Origin of the sequence: Streptococcus pneumoniae, assembly GCF_001457635.1 — a bacterium.
Taxonomy (GTDB): domain Bacteria; phylum Bacillota; class Bacilli; order Lactobacillales; family Streptococcaceae; genus Streptococcus; species Streptococcus pneumoniae.
In genome coordinates, this window is sequence record NZ_LN831051.1 from 1,673,421 (window position 1) to 1,692,691 (window position 19,271).

Here is a 19,271-nt window from a genome sequence, read left to right on the forward strand (position 1 = left end):
TTTACTATAATAACCGATGGTGTGGTTAATGTTGGTAAGAGAAACTTCTGAAACCAAGCTTCAAAAAAGTCGCTCGTCATCGTCTCTTCGTAAGTCATTGGAGCGATTAACTCACCATTTGTTAGACCTGCAACCAAAGAAATCCTCTGATATCTTCTTCCAGATACTTTGCCTCTTCTTAACTGACCTTTTAATGAGCGACCATATTCTCGATAAAAATAAGTATCGAATCCTGTTTCGTCAATCTAAACAGGTGCTAGGTGCTTTAAACTATTAAAATTCTTAAGAAATAAGGCTACTTTTTCTGGGTCTTGTTCATAGTAGGTGTGGTTCTTTTTTCGAGTGTAGCCCATAGCTTTGAGCGCATAGTGGATGGTAGTTGGATGACAGCCAAAGTCAGAAGCTATTTCAGTCAAATAAGCGTCTGGATTGTCAGTAAGATAGTTTTTAAGTCTATCTCTATCAACTTTTCTTGGTTTTGTTCCTTTTACTTGGTGGTTTAGCTCTCCTGTTTTCTCTTTTAGCTTTAACCAGCCATAAATGGTATTACGTGAGATTTGGAAAACGTGTGACGCTTCTGTTATACTACCTGTTCGCTCACAATAAGAGAGAACTTTTTTACGAAAATCTATTGAATATGCCATAAAAAGATTATACCACATTGTGTACTATTTTTGGTTCATTTTACTATATTTTATAAGTTATAGTGTAGCATTCCAACTTCAAAGCACTATAAAGTAAATTGAAACAAGAACAATACAAACAATTCTCGTAAACGGATTGCAACCACAAAAAAGCAAGCATTCACAAGAATACTTACCTATCATGGGAGGAACAACCGTTCCTCTTTTTTATTACTAAAATTCAAAGAATTCCAATGCTTTTTTCAAGAGCAAATCCGTATATTCTGGATCTTCTTGGGCTACTTCTATTTCCCGCTGAACTTTTTCCAAATCATCTGTAATCACTCCATCTACTCCTAAGTGAAGAGATTTGCTGATAGCTTCTGAATCATTGACAGTCCAGACATAAAGTTTCTGATCCGTTGTCCATAGTTTGCTTACAAAATATTCATCCAAGGTTGAGTACTCCATAGTATATCCTGTCGCTCTTGTTTTAGGAAAGACAGAATTGTAGGGCATGATGAAATAAACTGGCAGTTCGGCATCATACTGTCTTACTTTTTCGACAACATGGTAGTCTAAAGACTGGATTTGATGTCCATAAATCTTGAGCTTTGCAGCATAACGGGCTAAAAAGCGGTTCATCATGTCTGGACTATCTTTTTTACTGGTTTTAATTTCAATTAGTAATTTTTGACCAAGTTCGTTGGCTCGACTGAGATAATCTTCAAAGCTTGAAATTTTAGTCTGGTAGCCATTTTCAAAAATATCAATCCCTTTAAGCTCCTCCAAGTTTAAGTCTTGAGGACTTTTATTGATACCTGCTAGATTTTTCAAGTTAGCATCATGCATCATGACAAACTGCCCATCTTTTGTTTCCTGCACGTCCGTCTCCACCAAGTCTGGTTTGAGTTGTGCTGTAGTTTCCAAGGACTCTACTGTATTTTGAATCCCATTTGCATTGGAAACCCCTCGGTGAGAAATAAGTTGAGGTAGATGAACCATGGGAGCCTCCAGATAAATATAACCTTCTAAGGCAAAGAAAAGACTGGCACAAGTCATGACACCCCATCGCACGATGTGATCTTTTTCTCTCCTAGGAAGCATATCCAGCTCCTTTCCTGTCAAAAATGAAACAAATTTAACCAAAAAATAAGTCAGAGCCATATAATAGAGATTTTTAATCACGACAAAATTCAAAATACCAAGAATCAGAGACTCTCTCTGAGTGATATCATCTACCAAAGTTTGAGCCAATAATAAAGGAATCAAAGGAAGATAAAATAATAAATGTGCTTTGAGCAAGATGTAAAATAAATTCCAAGCATAAAAAGTAACTCTCTTCTTGGTTTTCTCCAAGCTAAACATCACTGCTTCTCGAACAGTCAGCTGATCATATACAATCTTCGGAAGGGCAAACATCAATCTGACAGAGACATAGAGAAAGATAAGAGATAGAAGTAGGATGCTCAGCCACCACATCCAATATCTATCTTCTAAATAAGCTTGGATAAACTCTGGAATGACGATTTTATTAAGATAATAAATCTTCAGCATTTTCCGTATAAAAGGAAACAGCATAGCTATATAGAAAAAGATAAACAAGGCTTTAGCGCCAGTTAGCTTTTTCATAAATCCAAAACTTTCATGGAAAACCTTGCGGATATACTCAATTAGCCTTCGCTTTTCATTATAGAGGAGATGACGAGCACCAATAAAGAGGAGTCCTATTTGAAAATAAGCAACCAGAAGGTTAATTACAATCAAGGCTAAAAAAGCTAGACTAATCAATGGAGAATGAGTAAGGATGGCTAAGACATTGTTATAGGAAATAAAAAGATAACCTGTCTGATCTAATAAGAAGCTAGCCAACCATGAATTGAATGGTACCCACAAATACTCCACTATCATAAAAATCAAGAAAAATAGAAAGAGGATTTTATCAAGATTGAGGTAAATCTGTTTAAGACCCAATTTTTTAGGTTTTTCAGGTTTCATAGGCACTCCTAGTCAAATAATTGAGACAAGTCCAAGACACCAAAAGGATTGTTTGATAAGCTACTTTCTGTCTCTAACAATTCCCTAGCTTGATCCGACTCTAAGAAGGATTCGTAAACACGCGCCGTCATCCGAGCATCCTCTAAACTATTATGAGACTGACCTTGAAATCCAAGAAATGAGGCAACAGTTTGCAATTTGAGATTGGCAATACCATGTAAATCTGAACTCCGACGTTCAAAAGCTTCATCATACAAATCCACCTTGTACTGTTGGCTATAGTCTAAACCATGCTCTGCTAAAATAGGTAAATCACTTTTAGCAGCATTGTAGCCTATCATCAGCAAAGAACCCACAAACTCTTGGAATTCTTCTAAGACTTTCTCAACTGGAGGAGCATCTTTTAAGGTCTCAGCTGTAATCCCGGTCAAACCATTGATAAAGCTTTTTAGAGGGACGCTGGTATGAACATAGGAATCATAGGCATCGATTTCCCGACCATCTCTAAAACGCACTGCCGATACTTGAATCAAGTGTGTTTGTCCTTCGTGCTGATTAAATTCTAAGTCAAAAGCAATGTAATCTTCTAATCGTTCCATTCTGTACCTCTCCTCTACTATTCACAAACAAAAGAAGCCATCAGGTTAGCATTTAACCTAAACAGCTCCTTGATTATCCTCCAAATAAACGAGCAAAAAAGCCTTTCTTAGTGGATTGGACTTCTTCTTTTGCTTGGTCCAGCTCTAGCTTAAGATTTTCTTGATCCTTCATGGCTTGAAGGGTCAATTGTTGTTGCTGATCTAATTGTTTGTCTTTCTCAGCAATCTGACGGTCTTTGATACGCATCTGCTCGTCTTTTTCTGATAACTGACGATCCTTGGCTTTTAATTGTTCATAAAGACGAAGAATTTCTGCATTCTTCTCATCCACTAGAATCTCCATCAGTTCACGTTGTTTGACATCTTCACTGACAGGCTCATCTTCAAAAATCGTTTTTTTATAGATTTCTTCTAGCTTAATCAAGCCACTTCTGGTAACAACTGTTACCCCTTTGTCATTTTTATCTGTGTCTTCTTCTGGTAATTCTTTGACACGGTTATTGATTGCTTGGCGAGATAATCCTAAGACCTCTGCAATCTCACTGACGGTCATTTCAATACTCATAATATCCTCTGAAACGTTTTCTAGCTTTTCTTTACTTAAATCTTATCATAAGCTAGAAAAACTGTCAAATTTCCGCTTAATCTAAAGCCTTCAAAAAGGTCAACAAGACTTGGGCAGAGCGACGTCCAGCTTCGATAATAAACTCATCAAAAAAGATGTTTGCTTCATGGTTGGCATTGTCACTCATAGCTCTGATGACTAAGACTGGGAGATTGAGGGCATGCGCTGCTTGAGCAATAGCTGCCCCCTCCATCTCCACGGCTAAAACTTCTGGGAAATGGGACTTAATCGCTTCTATCTTGTCATTTCCTGCAACAAAACTATCTCCTGTAGCAATCAAACCAAGATGCCAGTTTTGGTCCAATTGAGATAAACTCTCTTGGATTTGAGCAACAAAGGTTTTGTCTGATTCGAAATAAAGCGGTTGTTGCGCCATTTGTCCATAAGCATAGCCAAAAGCTGTGACATCCACGTCATGATAGGCTAATTTGTCAGCAATCACGACATCCCCAACAGCGATACCTTCTGCTACTGCCCCAGCTGAACCCGTATTAATAAGGGCATCCACCTGGAAATGAACAGCCAAAATCGCCACACTCATAGCAGACATGACCTTACCAATTCCACTTTCTACAAGAACGACTTCATGAGAAACAATGGTTCCTGTATGATAGGTATTCCCCAAAACAACTTGCTCCTGGGCATTGTCTAAATGCTGGACCAGATAAGCCAGTTCTTCTGGCATAGCAGCAATAATTCCTATTTTCATTTCAATTCCTTTTCTATTACAAAAGTTTCATTGCTAAAACAAGCAAAATCAAGAGAAAGATGACCGCGAATAAGATTTTATTCAACTTAGAATTGAAGACATTTCTCTTGGTATTTTCAATGCGACGGCTTTTATGAATAGATGGTTCGACCTGAATCTTCAAGGTTTCCTGGCTAAAACCATGATCCTTAGGATTGGCATAACCAAAACGGGAAGAAGAGGTTGGTAAAATCTTAGTTTCCTCATTATCATCCAGCAAAGGAGGACCTGAAATTTTTTCGCCTCTATTAGCTCTTTCAATCATTTCATCCGTTAATAAAGATTTACCCATACTGACCTCCTCTATTTTTTCTGCAACTCCCAATACTGAACAGCCATAATTGTCTTGGCATCACAGATATGACCTGATTGGATTAATTCTTTCGCTTCTTCTAAGCTCACTTCAAGGACTTCCAAGGTTTCATCCTCATCCTGCGGACGCGGATTTTCCACTTTTGTCAAATCGCTTGCTAAATATAGTTTTAACTTCTCATTACAAAAGCCAATAGCTGAATAAAAATCGTACAAGAGTTCTAATTTCCCTGTATAGGCTGTTTCTTCCTCTAATTCACGAAGGGCAGCTGCGACAGGGGCTGTGTTTTCTCCTACTTCCAATTTTCCGGCTGGAATTTCGTAAGAGACAGCCTCGATAGCTTTGCGGTACTGCTTGACCAAGATAAGTTTTTGTTCATCCGTTACTGCTAAAACACAGACAGCCCCATTGTGGAAAATCAAATCCCGTTGGGCAGTTCCCTTGCCTTCTGGTAATTCAACCTGATCTTGGACCAGTTTAAATATTGGTCCTTGATAGATTTCTTTTCGGCTAAGCGTTTTTTCTTCAAACTCCATGATAGGCTCCTACTGGTTCTTAGGATGATGAGGAAGACGTGTTGCATATTCGTCTTTATTGATCTGACGACCGCGACCAATAGCAATAGCATCTGCTGGCACGTCTTTAGTAATAGTTGAACCAGCACCAACGAGGGAATTGTCACCAAGTTCTACTGGTGCAATAATGGTTGAATTTGAACCAACAAAGACATTGTCTCCAATGACTGTCTTGTATTTGTTTTTGCCGTCATAGTTGACTGTAATAGTTCCAGCACCGAAATTAACGTTGCTTCCCACTTCACAGTTTCCGATATAAGTCAAATGACCAGCCTTGGTATTCTCACCGATTGAAGATCCTTTCACCTCAACAAAGTTACCAATATGAACTTGGGCACCCAGACTTGAATTTGGACGAATGTGAGCATAAGGACCGACTGTCACACCGTCTGCAACACTACTTTCCTCAATCATAGAATTGGTAATGACCGCTCCTGCTCCGATAGTGCTGTCCACTACATAAGTACCGTTTGTCAAAACAGTCTCAGCACCAATTTTCGTTTGCCCTTTCAAGGTAACATTGGCTTCGATTTGAACTTCCGAAGCAATCTCAACATCAATATCGATATAAGTTGCTTCTGGATTGACAAAGCTAACACCGTTGACCATGTGTTTATGATTGATGCGACGACGCATAACTGACTCAGCTGTCGCAAGCGCCACACGGTCATTTACCCCAAGACTTTCATCAAAATCTTTCAAAGTATAAGCGCCAACTTTTTCACCAGTTTCACGGAAAATACCAATGACGTCTGTAATATAGTATTCGCCTTGAGCGTTATTGGTATTGATATTTTTCAAAGCCTCAAACAAACGCTTGTTGTCAAAGACGTATGTTCCAGTGTTGATTTCCTTGATTTGCTTTTCAAAATCTGTAGCATCCTTCTGCTCAACAATACGAAGAACCTCAGCATTGTCATTACGAACAATTCGTCCATAGCCAAAAGGATTATCCGTTTCAGCAGTCAAGATAGTGGCCACATTTTTATGATTGATATGGAAATCAATCAAGTTTTTCAAGCTTTCACCAGTGATTAAAGGAGTATCTCCTGCAATGACCAAGGTGTGTCCTGACAAACTTTCTAAGATAGGTTCTGTCATCATAACTGCATGACCAGTTCCCAACTGTTCAGATTGAGTCACAAATTCTGTCTGTCCAGCCAAGACCTCCTCAACCAATTCTGCCTTGTGTCCTACAACTGTTACTGTCTTTTCAGGTTGGATAGCTCCCACACTACGGAAAACATGTTCCAACATAGAAATACCCGCAACCTTGTGCAAAACTTTTGGCAAATCAGATTTCATGCGAGTCCCTTTACCCGCTGCTAAAATAATGGCAAAATTTGACATAATCTTCTCTTTTCTGTAGAAATTCCCTTTTATTATACCATATTTCAAATCATTCCGCACTCTTGAATGAAAAAATGCTCTAAAGTCTCTTCCTTAACCCATTTTTTTGATTTTTTTTGATTTTTAGGGTAGAATTATAAGATATGAGAAAACAAATTCATCCACTTATTTTATTTAGTTTTTTTGGGATTATGATGTTCATTTTAATCATCAATCGCCCACTTAATGACAACCAATCGTTTAAAACAAAATCCAATATAGCACAGATTGAAGCACAGGCTTTGAAACACTTAGACAAACCGATTATTGACCTCTCTGGCTGGCAGCGTCCTGAGGAAATCAACTACGATGCCCTCTCACAAAATATTTCAGGTGCTATTGTTCGTGTTCACAGTGGTGCTCAAACGACAAAAGAAAATGATGCTTCATTTATCAATGGAATAGACAAGGCCTATAAGAGTCATATCACTGAACTTCAAAAGCGGAATGTCCCAGTTGCTGTCTACGCTTATGTAGCTGGAAAAAGTGTCCAAGAAATGGAAAAGGCTGCCGAAGTTTTCTACAATGCTGCCTCTCCTTACAGCCCTAGTTACTATTGGCTTGACGTGGAAGACAAAACCATGTCTAATATGAACGAAGGTGTCGAAAACTTTCGAGCAAAACTAGCATCACTAGGTGCTAAAAACATCGGCATCTACGTTGGTGTCTACTTCATGGAAGAACACAGTATTGATACAGGCAAGTTTACCTCTGTTTGGATTCCGTCCTACGGCTCAGACTCAGGATTTTTGGAGAGCAGTCCTAAAACTGATTTAGATTATGATATTCACCAATACACATCTAAAGGAAAAATTGCCGGCTTTGACCACGATTTAGATATCAACGTTATCTCTCCCTTAAAAAATAAAGAAGAAACCTTTCGAAAGCTTTTTTTAAAACCTTAAAAGCATTTGTTTATCATTTGCTTTTTCTTTTTGTGTCTGATTGTGATACAATATAGTAAGGATTTTTTGAAATAGAAATAGTTGGAGGAAATATATGCTCTCATGGTTAGCACGCGTTATTAAAGGGATTGTAATTGCTCTTGGATTTATCCTACCGGGAATTTCCGGAGGAGTTCTAGCAGCAATCTTAGGAATCTATGAACGAATGATTGGCTTTCTGGCCCATCCCTTTAAAGACCTTAAAGAAAATGTTTTGTACTTTATTCCAGTTGCCATCGGTATGCTTCTGGGAATCGGCTTATTTTCCTACCCGATTGAATACCTGCTTGAAAATTATCAGGTCTTTGTATTATGGAGCTTTGCGGGAGCTATTATCGGTACAGTTCCTAGCCTCCTCAAAGAATCAACTCGAGAATCTGACCGAGACAAGATTGATTTAGCTTGGTTATGGACAACCTTTATCATTTCTGGATTAGGACTATATGCCTTAAATTTTGTCGTTGGAACCTTAAGCGCCAGCTTTCTTAACTTCGTCCTAGCAGGCGCACTATTGGCCCTTGGCGTCTTGGTTCCTGGCCTCAGCCCATCGAATTTACTTTTGATTTTGGGACTCTATGCTCCTATCTTGACTGGTTTTAAAACTTTTGATCTCTTGGGAACCTTCTTTCCGATTGGAATTGGTGCAGGTGCAACTCTCATCGTTTTTTCAAAATTGATGGATTATGCCTTAAACAACTACCACTCACGCGTCTATCATTTCATCATCGGTATCGTCCTATCAAGTACCCTTTTGATCTTAATTCCAAATGCAGGAAACGCTGAAAGTATCCAATACACAGGACTTTCACTTGTCGGTTATGTCATCATCGCCTTCTTCTTTGCGCTGGGAATCTGGCTTGGTATTTGGATGAGTCAATTGGAGGATAAATATAAATAATGGCAAAAAAAGTTAAAATCAAAAAAACATTGGTGGAACAAATCCTATCTAAAGCAGCTATCCCTCATCAGGGGATTCAAATCAATGCCCTAGAAGGAGAGCTTCCTCAAGGTTATGAACGAGATCAGATTTTCAAAACCTTGGCGCTTTTGGGAGACAAGACCGGACCGATTATCGGAATTGTCCCTATCACTCAGCACTTGTCTGAAAAGAAACTAGCTAAAATTTCTGGCAATAAAAAAGTGAGCATGATTCCACAAAAGGACTTAGAAAAAACAACTGGTTACATTCATGGAGCCAATAATCCTGTCGGAATTCGTCAGAAACACAATTATCCCATTTTTATCGATAAAATTGCTCTAGATTTGGATCGAATGATTGTCTCTGCAGGCGAAGTCGGACACAGCATTATCGTCGCGCCACAAGACTTGGCTAGCTTTGTAAAGGCAGATTTTGTAGATATTTTGGAGGACATCAAGTAATGAAACTCTACTTTGTCCGCCACGGTCGTACCCTCTGGAACCAAGAAGGTCGTTTTCAAGGTGCTAGCGGTGATTCTCCTCTTCTTCCTGAATCCATTGAAACCCTAAAACGACTTGGTCAGTATCTCAAGGAAATTCCTTTTGATCAGATTTATTCAAGTGATTTACCTCGAGCGGTCAAATCTGCTGAGATTATCCAAAGTCAACTCCATACCCCCTGTTCTTTAGAAATCGTTCCTAATCTCCGTGAATGGCAACTTGGGAAGTTAGAAGGTTTGAAAATTGCAACTCTGGAAGCTATTTACCCGCAACAAATCCAGGCTTTTCGTTCAAATCTTGCTCAATTTGACACTCGAATGTTCGGAGCCGAATCCCTCTATAGTACAACTCAGCGGACCATCCAATTTATCAAATCATTAAAAGATAGTCCAGCTGAGCGTATTCTAATTGTCGGACACGGCGCCAATCTTACTGCCAGTCTTCGTACTCTCCTAGGCTATAAAGAACCACTTCTTCGTAAAGATGGCGGTCTAGCAAATGCCAGCCTGACCATTATAGAAACCCATGATTTTGAAACATTCACTCTCAATACTTGGAATGATACTTCTTATCAATCATAATTATAGCCTAGCCTTCTGAACTAGAACCATAGGAGATATAGTCAGTTGAAACAAAAATAAGACAAAAGAACCTTGTAAAAAGGTATTTCAACTTGCCAATACCTTTTTGATATGAACACGTGTCTTCTCAACAGGATTGTAGAGCAAAATGAAATAAGAACTGAATAATATGATTTGAGAATTTAAATCAATTTATAAGAATGTTTTAGAAGCAGTTATGTACTATTTTAGATTCACTTTTCTATACTAATATGAGTAGGGAGGAAAAGGTAAAAGTTTATGCCCAAACTCTTCACATAAGAACTCTAGCTTACCCATTCTATGGAATCTTGCATTATCCATTAAAACTTCCAGACTCATACCCTTCTAAAATCTATTCAAACCACGTCAGCTTCACATTATATATGTTGGTTACCTCACAAGTTTTATCTGCAACCTCAAAGCTGTTCTTTGAGCAGCCTACAGCTAGCTTCCTAGTTTAATCTTTGCTTTTCACTGAGTATCAAGTTAAAAAAATGAGGCTGGTCAAAAAGTCTTTAAAATTATAAAACGCATCATATCAGGTGTACATGAACTACACCCCAAAAGTTAGACAGAAAAAATCTAACTTTTGGGGTGTTTTTATTATGAAATTAACTTATGATGATAAAGTTCAGATCTATGAACTTAGAAAACAAGGATATAGCTTAGAGAAGCTTTCAAATAAATTTGGGATAAACAATTCTAATATTAGGTACATGATTAAATTGATTGATCGTTAATGTTGGAACAGGCATTCAAAGAGAAGCACTACGAGAATACGATTCTCCATAGTGACCAAGGCTGGCAATACCAACACGATTCTTATCATTGCTTCCTAGAGAGTAAGGGAATTCAAGCATCTATGTCACGCAAAGGAAACAGCCAAGACAACGATAGGATGGAATCTTTCTTTGGCATTTTAAAATCCGAAATGTTTTATGGCTATGAGCAAACATTTAAATCACTTAATCAATTGGAACAAGCCATTATAGACTATATTGATTATTACAACAATAAGAGAATTAAGGTAAAACTAAAAGGACTTAGCCCTGTGCAATACAGAACTAAATCCTTCAGATAAATTAATTGTCTAACTTTTGGGGTCAGTACAAACCTTGTACTATGCGTTTTATTGTGGGAATGTTTGCTTCATTTTTTCCTGAAGTCGAGTTTTTTTCCCTGACTCATTGATTTGGACTATTCGTTTGATGTACTACTGCTTGAGCTTGAATCTCCACCACCGATATATTGGGTAAAGATATTTTGGAAGGCTTGGTCCTTAACCTTGATATTGGCTGCTTGCAATTCTTTTCCGATAATGCTTTGAACAAATGTTGAATCATTTTGTTTTTGAGTCAAGATAACAGTTTTTAATTTTTCTTTGTAGTCATCAATATTAGATGATTTTTCTGTTTTCTTAGTGAGTTTTACAATGTAATATTGGCTACTGTAGGCTTGTGTGCCAGTTGCTGTAATCACATCAGAAACACCATCCACATCTAAAGCGAAAGCGGCTTTTTTGACTTGCTCAGGTACTTCTGTTGAAGCAGAATCAAAGGTAATTTCTCCACCATTTTCTTTTGTTTTTTCATCAGTTGAATTATCTTTGGCTAATTGAGCAAAATCAGCACCTTCTGCCTTGGCTTTTTCGAGAACTTCTTTGGCCTTATCTTCATTATTAAGACGGATGATTTGAGCCGTTACATCTGGAGTGTACTCATCAAAGGCTTTCTTATAGGCTTCATCTGTCAATTCAGCTTCTGCTACCTTCTTAACTGCCAACTCAACTAATTTACTTGTACGAATTTGAGCTTTACGTGTTTCAAGAGTCATACCTGCTTGTGACAAGACACGTTGGTAGTTTTCGCCATATTGTTTTTTTTCTTCGGCAATAGTATCATCAACCTCTTTATCATCAAGCTCTGAGCCATATTGTTTTTCAAAAACTTTTTGGATGGTCATATTTAACAAGACTTGTTGGGCTGAAGGGTTGTTTTTCACTTGCTCATAAAATTGATGTTCTGTGATGATATCCCCTTTCATGCTGATAAGGTCTGCCCCTTCTGACCCTTTCGAACAAGCTGCTAAAGTTGCTACTGATAATAGTGTGATGGCACCTGCCAATAATTTTTTCTTCATGTCTACTCCTTTGAGATAAGTGTTACTCTATCTATTTTACTATTTTTTCTTAAATTTTTCTGAAAATCATTCGCTTTCAGACAGTTGAACATCTGCTACATTTTTACGAAGCATGAGAATACCATCTCCTAAAGGCACTAATGTTGCGGTGAGTTCTGGATTGTCTAAGGTTGCATCAAATAATTTTTGAAGGCCTCGATAAATGGTTCGCTGACCACGACGGACTTCCATAATATCCTTGGCAACATCACCACCTTGAAAAATATCATCCAAGACAACCACACCACCAACTTCCAAATGTTTGAGGATTTCTGGCAGAAAGACGATGTATTTAGACTTGGCAGAATCCATAAAGACGAAATCATAAGACTCTGTCAGTGTAGATAAGACATCCACCGCATCTCCCTCTAGGAGAGTGATTTGCTTGCGACTGTCAAACTGGGCAAAATTTTCCTTGGCAAAACCAATCATTTCTGGATTACGATCAATAGTTGTAATCTTAGCATTTGGCGCATGTTCAGCCATCAAGAGAGCTGAAAAACCGATAGCCGTCCCAATTTCCAGAATATTTTTAGGCTGCATGGTTTCCATAAGAAAACGGAAATAAGCAACCGTTTCATGGGGAATAATAGGAATATTTTCCTTGCGGGCAAAGTCTTCCAATTCTTTCAAGAAACCTGTGACCTGCTTTTGACGCTGACGCATCAAGTCTACAATTTCTTCTTTGACGACAGGACGACGCATGTTATGGTTAGCATTCTTACTATACGATTCAACCATTTTATGCCAATCCTAATTTTTCAACAAGGGCTTCAAACTCATTTAAACGGCGTTCAAAGACTGCAAAGGCATCGTTGAGGTAGTCTTCCTTCTCCATATCAACACCAGCTTTTCTCATGACATTAAGTGGATAGTCCGACTTACCTGCCTTGAGGTAGTCGATATAGCGGTCACGGTCTTCTTGACTACCATGGACAATTTTTTCAGCCAAGGCTGAGGCGGCCGCAAAGCCAGTTGAATATTGATATACATAGTAGTTATAGTAGAAGTGTGGAATACGAGCCCACTCGTATTGGATTTCAGGATTGTCTTCCTTACTCAAACCATAATACTCTTGGTTCAAGTCTGCGTAGAGTTTATTTAGGAAATCGCTTGTCAAGACCTCCCCATTTTGATCTGCTTGGTGAATGGCGTGTTCAAACTCAGCAAATTGAGTTTGGCGGAAAACTGTTCCACGGAAACCATCTAGGAAGTTATTGAGAATAGCAAAGCGTGTTGCGTCGTCTTCCACTTCTTCCAATAATTTCTCCGTCAAGATATTTTCATTGGTAGTTGAGGCAATCTCAGCCAAAAAGATAGAGTAATCTCCGTAAACATAAGGCTGAGTTTCACGAGTATAGCTTGAATGCATACTGTGACCTGTTTCATGAACAAGAGTAAAGAGATTGTCCAGATTGTCCTGCCAGTTGAGAAGCATAAAGGCATTGGTATCGTAAGAACCACCAGAGTAGGCACCTGAACGCTTGCCTTGATTTTCGTAAACATCAATCCAACGCTCGCTGAAGGCACGTTTAACACGGCTCAAGTAATCCTCACCCAAGACTGCCAAAGCATCTTCTGCTTTTTTCAAGGCTTCTTGGTAGGTAAAACTGTATTCAACAGATGAAAGCGGTGTGTAGACATCGTACATCTTGAGATCTGAAATCCCCAAGATTTTTGAACGAAGCTCAAGATAGCGATGTAAGAGTGGCAAATGCTTGCGAACTGCTGCTACCAAATTGTCATAAACACTTTCTGGAACAAAATTCGCTGCGAGGGCTGCATGACGAGCACTCTTGTAGTTACGAACTTTAGCACGGTAATTTTGCACCTTAACATTGGTTTGCAAGGTTTTGGCATAGGTGTGTTGGAATTGTTCGTAAGTCGCATAAAGAGCTTGATAGGCACCACGACGAACCTCACGTTTTTTAGACTCCATCAAACGTGTGTAAGTCCCATGAGATAGCTGAACTTCTTTACCATCATCGTCTAGGACATAAGGGAACACAATATCCGCATTGTCCAAGATAGCAAAGGTTTCACTTGCTGAACCAAAGATTTCTCCAGCTCCAGCCAATAATTCTTCTTCACGTTGTGAGAGAACGTGATCCTTGCCTTGCAAGAGCTTGTCAAAATAGTGTTGATAAACCTGCAGCTTTGGTTGAGCTTCTAAAAAGTCAGCATACTGCTTTTCGCTAATCTCCATAAATTCAGGCTCATAGAATGAAAAGGCTTGGTCTAACTGGCTGTAGAGTGTCATGGCCTTGGCATAGTACTCTTGATACTTAGCTTCACGTGTATCCTGGTCATTCTTCATATGAGCATAAACGTAAAGCTTCTCTATCTGGCGTTCCATTTCAAGAGAAAATTCAGTGATTTCTAGTAGGTTATCCGCACTATCCAAGAGATGGCCTTCATACTGGGCTACTGTCTCCAATTGTTCTGTTAAATCTTTTAAGGCTTCTTCCCAAGCCTGGTCAGTTGGGTAGATCGTTGATAGATCCCATGTATCTTTTTCATTTATTTCATTTCTTTGTAATACCATTAGATTCCTCCATCCTTTCTATTCTACCATATTTTTCAAGAAATATTGCTGATAAAAGGCTGGTGGATAAAGCTTTTGCCAATCATTTTGAGGATTTTTTTGGTAATAGGTATAAAAGTGCTGATAATAGCTAGTCAAGTCTTGTTCAATCTGGAAAAATTTGCCCACTATTGGTCGAATTTGTGGATACCATTCTTTCAGTCCATAAGTCAGGATATTTTCTCCCTTTTGATAGGCTTCTGCTTGTTCTTTCATCCAAAAGAGATTTTGATAATAAAGTTGTTGCCGGATATAGCGACAGATGTCCTTGTCCTCAGAAACTGTAAAATGAGATATTTTTTGTCTCTTATAGGGAAGACGCAATATTTCCAATAAACTACCTTGACCATAGGAAAATTCCTTGATTTGATAATGGAGTTTACCGCGGAGATCCTGGTAAATCAGGTATTTGAGTCTTAAAACTTGTTTTTCCTTGTCTAATTCCCAAACATAAAAGCCCATGTTTTGACTGAAATAAAGAAAACCTTGCTGTAGACGAGTCAAACGCTCCTTGAGCCACAGTTTTTGACCCAGCAACCACAGTACTTGGTAACCCTGACTACGATATCCCTCACTTCGCTCTTTAAGGACTTTCTGAGGCAAGGGACTACACTGAACTTCTAGAGCTAGATTGCCATTTACAAATACATCCGCAATCTGTTTAAGTTCTGAAAGCGGGTACTCTAATTGAACCTTTGTCTCTTTTTTCAACCAGTGATAGAGGGATTCCTTATTGGCCAGGTGTTCTGGACTTTCATTTTCAAAGAAAAAATCACAGTCTTTTAAGGATTTATGGGCAAAATGCGTCCGTACACTTGGTCCTTGACGCAAATGGAGCTGGCCTCCACAAGCTGGGCAGGTGTATGCTTGCTTCTCAAGTTTATCCTCTAACACATTTACCAATTCTCCCCTAGCATCTCTCGCAACAAACATGAATTCCCTCCTTTTCTATATCATTCGTAAAAAAGAAAAAAGATCAGGAAAATTCCTAATCTTCATGTGTGTTTACTTGATTTTCTTAGCTAGTAAGGTCGCAAAGCGTAGTTGAATACGATTGCCATTCTCATCGCGACGGTGCAAATGGCCTGGATTTTCATTGTACTTAACCAATTCCCAATCCTTGTAATAGTCTGCCAGTTCTCCTTCTTTAAAGGTGAATGGGAAGTTAACCGAGCAAGGATAATCCTCCGTGTCCATGGCACAAACGATAAGGTTGTAACCACCAACACTGGTTTTCTCCTGCATATTTTGAATAATAGCTGGAATGCGGTCCGCTTGTAGAAACATGAGAACAACTGTTGAAACGATAAAATCATATTCTTGTTCAATGCTAGCTGAATTGATATCGTAAAGGCCAACAGGCATGTCCAAATCTTCCTGCTCCACAATGCTTTGCAAGATTTCAAGAGCTAGTCCATTTTGATCTACAGCCGTCACATCAAAATCTTGCTGGGCTAGAAAAAGAGAATTACGCCCCTGACCACAACCCAAATCCAAAGCTTTCCCTTGTTTCACTGTCTCCATGGCCTCTAGGACCTCTGAATGAACAGGATTGGTATTGTATTTTTTAGCAAAATAATCCTCAGGTTTACAATAAAATTCCAAGTACCATTCCACATCATCTGTGGCAGCTTCCACTCGGTGCCAGGCTTGAGGTTGGGCCATTGGATTGTCTGCCCCTGCTTCAAAGAGGTGTTCAGCTAGAACTTCCCCTTCTTCTGTCAATTCAATAAACTTGAGAGCTCCCTTCAAGACAGTAATTTTCCCCCAAGTCCCAACTTTTGTATTGTGCTTTTGCTGAACAGCTTCAGGCATTGTTTGTTTATTCCACAAAGGCATGCGTTTATAGGCAACTAATTTTTCCATTTTCAATTCCTCTTTTTATCGCTGATTAACAGCTTTCATCACACGCGCGATATCTCGATTTTGCTCACGACGTTTGATAGACTCCCGTTTGTCATAGTCATGCTTCCCTTTGGCAAGTCCTAAAAGAAGCTTAGCGTAGCCATCTTTTATATAGACCTTAAGGGGAACTAAGGTCATTCCTGTCCCTTTGGTCTCTTGTTCCAATTTTTGAATTTGCCTTTTATGGAGCAGGAGTTTACGACGACGTTCTGGTTCCTGGTTCCAGATATTGCCCTCTTCGTAAGGCGCGATATGAACATTGCTCAGCCAAACTTCTCCATTTTTCACTTGAGCAAAGCCATCCTTGAGATTAATTCGAGCAGCTCGTACACTCTTGATTTCAGTTCCAGTCAGGACCATCCCTGCCTCTAGCGTATCTACGATTGTATAGTCGTGGCGTGCCTTTTTATTTTGTGCGACGACCTTTCCCTCGCCCTTTGCCATGCTTGGCTCCTTTCTTAGCTACTTCCTTGTAAAAAGGTTTCTTTCCTTTTTTCTTCTTGTCTTTTTGTGAATGCTTACGCTTATCATTTGAGCGTCCTGATTTTCTCTTGTCTTCCTTCTTATCCGAACGACGATTTGAACCACGCCCTCTGCCACTACGACTAGACTGTTTCAAGCCTTTTTCAATCACATCAAACTCACTAGGTACGAATGAAAAATCAATCTCTCCAGTCATTTTATCCGCTCTTTCAACACGGATACGGATCTGCTGACCCACTCGGAAAGTGATACCTGATTTTTCTCCACGAAGAGTCAAATCACGCTCATTGAAATGATAAAATTCAGGTAGATTAGTGATGTGAATCAAGCCTTCAACTGTGTTTGGCAATTCGACAAAGAGACCGAATTTGACAATACTTGATACAACTGCATCATACTCTTCACCCACGTATTCTTCCATATACTCAGCCTTTTTCATGGCTTCGACTTCACGCTCAGCTTCTATGGCACGACGTTCACGGTTGGAAGACTGGGTCGCAATCTCTGGAATCACTTGTTCAAAATGCTCTGCTATTTCCTTAGAACGGCCGTAATCCCGAATCATACGGTGAACAAGAAGGTCTGGATAACGACGAATTGGACTGGTAAAGTGAGTATAATAGTCAGCAGCTAGTCCATAGTGGCCGTAATTGTGCTCCGAATAACGAGCCTGCTGCATAGAGCGAAGAAGCATCATGGACAATACATCTGCATAAGATTCTCCCTCAACAGCACGCATGATGTCTTGAAGTGCCTCCTGACTAATCTCACTGGCAGTCCCATAAATGCGCAAGCCAAAACTCGAAGCATAATCAATAAACTTCTGAACCTTTTCAGCCTTAGGCTCCTCGTGAATTCGATAGATAAAAGGCAAATCCAACTTGCTGAAATGTTCGGCAACTGTTTCATTAGCCATCAACATAAAAGACTCAATCATCCGCTCGGCAATACCACGCTGCCGAAGAACGATATCAACAGGCTTACCTTGTTTATCCACTAAAATCTTCGCTTCATTGGTATCAAAATTGAGAGCTCCACGTTTCACACGCATGTTTTCTAAAGTTTCATGAAGCTTGGCCATGAGTTCGATACTTGGTACAATTTTATGATATTTTTTTCTCTTTTCTTCATCGCCAGCTAGGATATCATTGACATCGCTATAGGTCATACGAAAACTGGTCTTGATAACTGTTTGTGTAATGGTATAGTTGACCACACGACCATGTTTATCAATCTCCATAATAGCAGACTGGGTCAGGCGGTCAACTTGGGGATTGAGAGAGCAGATGCCATTTGATAGTCGTTCTGGAAGCATTGGCACCACTCGGTCTGTCACGTAAACAGAAGTCGCACGGTTAAGGGCTTCCTTGTCAAGGGCAGACCCCTCGGTCACATAATAAGAAACATCTGCGATGTGAACCCCAAGCTCCAGATTGCCATTTTTCAGAGCCTTGATATGCACTGCATCGTCCAAGTCCTTGGCATCCGCACCGTCAATGGTAAAGGTAATTTCATCTCTTAGATCCAGACGACCTTCCATATCCTTTTGAGACGGAGCATCAGGCACACTTTCTGCTTCCTTAACAACAGCTTCTGGAAACTCGGATACAATGTCCATTGATTCCAAAACCTCAAGAACATCAATTCCGACATCCGTTGAGTGTCCCACCACATCGAGAACACTCGCGACAAAGAAATCATGTTTCTTGCTTGGGTATTTATCGATAAAGACTTTGAGAACTTCTGTTCCTTCTAATTTTAGGGCTGGTTTCTTAACATAAATCGGTTGACTGATTTTCTGATTTTTTGAACGAATATAGCCAGCATACTTAGGTTTTTCCTGATCCAGAACGATTTGCCCGACAACTGTTGTCAAACTGTGTTCTAGGATATCAATAATTTTGGCTTCTGCTGCTGTTCCCTTATTGCGGTCAGCGACTTTCTTAATCACTACCTCGACGGTATCACCAGCAATAGCATAGTTGACATCATTTTTCCCTACAAAAAGGTCGTCCTCCTCGCCTTCCAGACTAACAAAGCCAAAGCCATTTTTATGGGCATGAAAAATCCCCTTGAGGGTAATCTCATGTTTTTTCTTAATTTCTAATTTCAGACTACCATCTTCTTCAAAACGAATTTGGTGCTTTCTTTCCATTAAGGACAAGGTTTTAATCAACTCACGAAAATCCTTGGAACTGTCTTTTCCCAAAGCCTGAGCCAAATCATTAACAGTCACCTTTCCCTTGTCTTGTAAATATTCTTTTATTCTATCTTTCATATTTTCTT

The 19,271-nt window shown here is 39.3% G+C and carries 18 protein-coding genes and 3 pseudogenes; 5 read left to right on the forward strand and 16 right to left on the reverse strand.

Features of this window, described 5'->3' with window-relative positions:
* Nucleotides 1–2: 2 nt before the first annotated feature.
* The 8 genes and pseudogenes from AT689_RS11995 to glmU all read right to left on the reverse strand — a co-directional run.
* A pseudogene (locus AT689_RS11995) lies at nucleotides 3–644 on the reverse strand (IS630 transposase-related protein); the annotation flags it as partial.
* A gap of 213 nt (nucleotides 645–857) precedes the next feature.
* A complete protein-coding gene (locus AT689_RS08850) occupies nucleotides 858–2,621 on the reverse strand; it encodes a glycerophosphoryl diester phosphodiesterase membrane domain-containing protein (protein WP_000801732.1) in 1,764 nt (587 codons plus the stop codon).
* 8 nt (nucleotides 2,622–2,629) lie between these two features.
* Nucleotides 2,630–3,220: a 3'-5' exonuclease gene (locus AT689_RS08855; RefSeq protein WP_000440256.1), complete on the reverse strand. Its 591-nt coding sequence runs from the start codon at nucleotides 3,218–3,220 to the stop codon at nucleotides 2,630–2,632.
* A gap of 73 nt (nucleotides 3,221–3,293) precedes the next feature.
* Nucleotides 3,294–3,785 carry a chromosome segregation protein RocS gene (rocS, locus tag AT689_RS08860; protein WP_000021242.1) on the reverse strand — a complete coding sequence of 164 codons (492 nt, stop codon included), beginning with the start codon at nucleotides 3,783–3,785 and terminating at the stop codon, nucleotides 3,294–3,296.
* A gap of 76 nt (nucleotides 3,786–3,861) precedes the next feature.
* The gene (locus tag AT689_RS08865) at nucleotides 3,862–4,554 is read right to left on the reverse strand and encodes a 5'-methylthioadenosine/adenosylhomocysteine nucleosidase (protein ID WP_000689786.1); all 693 of its coding nucleotides are present in this window, start codon (nucleotides 4,552–4,554) and stop codon (nucleotides 3,862–3,864) included.
* 16 nt (nucleotides 4,555–4,570) lie between these two features.
* Nucleotides 4,571–4,885: a cell wall synthase accessory phosphoprotein MacP gene (gene macP / locus AT689_RS08870; protein ID WP_000520411.1), complete on the reverse strand. Its 315-nt coding sequence runs from the start codon at nucleotides 4,883–4,885 to the stop codon at nucleotides 4,571–4,573.
* Nucleotides 4,886–4,896: 11 nt separating this feature from the next.
* A complete protein-coding gene (locus AT689_RS08875; protein WP_000393812.1) occupies nucleotides 4,897–5,442 on the reverse strand; it encodes an NUDIX hydrolase in 546 nt (181 codons plus the stop codon).
* A 9-nt stretch (nucleotides 5,443–5,451) separates the two neighbouring features.
* Nucleotides 5,452–6,831, reverse strand: coding sequence for a bifunctional UDP-N-acetylglucosamine diphosphorylase/glucosamine-1-phosphate N-acetyltransferase GlmU (gene glmU / locus AT689_RS08880; protein WP_000064410.1), 1,380 nt, complete (start codon nucleotides 6,829–6,831; stop codon nucleotides 5,452–5,454).
* Between the two features lie 143 nt (nucleotides 6,832–6,974).
* Between glmU and AT689_RS08885 the strand changes: the two genes are divergently transcribed.
* From AT689_RS08885 to AT689_RS08900, 4 genes are all read left to right on the forward strand, one after another.
* A complete protein-coding gene (locus AT689_RS08885; protein WP_001231222.1) occupies nucleotides 6,975–7,775 on the forward strand; it encodes a GH25 family lysozyme in 801 nt (266 codons plus the stop codon).
* Nucleotides 7,776–7,869: 94 nt separating this feature from the next.
* Nucleotides 7,870–8,712, forward strand: coding sequence for a DUF368 domain-containing protein (locus AT689_RS08890; protein WP_000954121.1), 843 nt, complete (start codon nucleotides 7,870–7,872; stop codon nucleotides 8,710–8,712).
* The gene (locus AT689_RS08895) at nucleotides 8,712–9,194 is read left to right on the forward strand and encodes an aminoacyl-tRNA deacylase (protein ID WP_001085888.1); all 483 of its coding nucleotides are present in this window, start codon (nucleotides 8,712–8,714) and stop codon (nucleotides 9,192–9,194) included. Before AT689_RS08890 ends, AT689_RS08895 begins: the two co-directional genes overlap by 1 nt.
* The gene (locus AT689_RS08900; RefSeq protein WP_000780813.1) at nucleotides 9,194–9,814 is read left to right on the forward strand and encodes a histidine phosphatase family protein; all 621 of its coding nucleotides are present in this window, start codon (nucleotides 9,194–9,196) and stop codon (nucleotides 9,812–9,814) included. Before AT689_RS08895 ends, AT689_RS08900 begins: the two co-directional genes overlap by 1 nt.
* A 252-nt stretch (nucleotides 9,815–10,066) precedes the next feature.
* Here the strand turns inward: AT689_RS08900 and AT689_RS12615 are convergent.
* Nucleotides 10,067–10,162 (reverse strand): annotated as a pseudogene (locus AT689_RS12615) (IS630 family transposase); the annotation flags it as partial.
* A 412-nt stretch (nucleotides 10,163–10,574) separates the two neighbouring features.
* Between AT689_RS12615 and AT689_RS08910 the strand changes: the two are divergent.
* A pseudogene (locus AT689_RS08910) lies at nucleotides 10,575–10,916 on the forward strand (transposase); the annotation flags it as partial.
* Nucleotides 10,917–11,032: 116 nt separating this feature from the next.
* Here AT689_RS08910 and prsA read toward each other — a convergent pair.
* From prsA to rnr, 7 genes are all read right to left on the reverse strand, one after another.
* Nucleotides 11,033–11,974: a peptidylprolyl isomerase PrsA gene (gene prsA / locus AT689_RS08915; protein ID WP_000727933.1), complete on the reverse strand. Its 942-nt coding sequence runs from the start codon at nucleotides 11,972–11,974 to the stop codon at nucleotides 11,033–11,035.
* A 66-nt stretch (nucleotides 11,975–12,040) separates the two neighbouring features.
* Nucleotides 12,041–12,754: an O-methyltransferase gene (locus AT689_RS08920; RefSeq protein WP_000230399.1), complete on the reverse strand. Its 714-nt coding sequence runs from the start codon at nucleotides 12,752–12,754 to the stop codon at nucleotides 12,041–12,043.
* Between the two features lies 1 nt (nucleotide 12,755).
* Nucleotides 12,756–14,558 (reverse strand): oligoendopeptidase F, encoded by a 1,803-nt coding sequence (gene pepF, locus AT689_RS08925; RefSeq protein WP_000244122.1) that lies wholly within the window; start codon nucleotides 14,556–14,558, stop codon nucleotides 12,756–12,758.
* A gap of 18 nt (nucleotides 14,559–14,576) precedes the next feature.
* Nucleotides 14,577–15,530 carry a competence protein CoiA gene (gene coiA / locus AT689_RS08930; protein ID WP_000495909.1) on the reverse strand — a complete coding sequence of 318 codons (954 nt, stop codon included), beginning with the start codon at nucleotides 15,528–15,530 and terminating at the stop codon, nucleotides 14,577–14,579.
* A gap of 72 nt (nucleotides 15,531–15,602) precedes the next feature.
* Nucleotides 15,603–16,463, reverse strand: a complete 861-nt coding sequence (gene tehB, locus AT689_RS08935) for an SAM-dependent methyltransferase TehB (RefSeq protein WP_000413758.1) — start codon at nucleotides 16,461–16,463, stop codon at nucleotides 15,603–15,605.
* 15 nt (nucleotides 16,464–16,478) lie between these two features.
* Complete coding sequence (gene smpB, locus AT689_RS08940; RefSeq protein ID WP_001051753.1) at nucleotides 16,479–16,946, reverse strand: SsrA-binding protein SmpB; 468 nt, start codon at nucleotides 16,944–16,946, stop codon at nucleotides 16,479–16,481.
* Nucleotides 16,909–19,263 (reverse strand): ribonuclease R, encoded by a 2,355-nt coding sequence (gene rnr / locus AT689_RS08945; protein WP_000654877.1) that lies wholly within the window; start codon nucleotides 19,261–19,263, stop codon nucleotides 16,909–16,911. The genes smpB and rnr overlap by 38 nt, the downstream gene beginning before the upstream one ends.
* Nucleotides 19,264–19,271 lie beyond the last annotated feature (8 nt).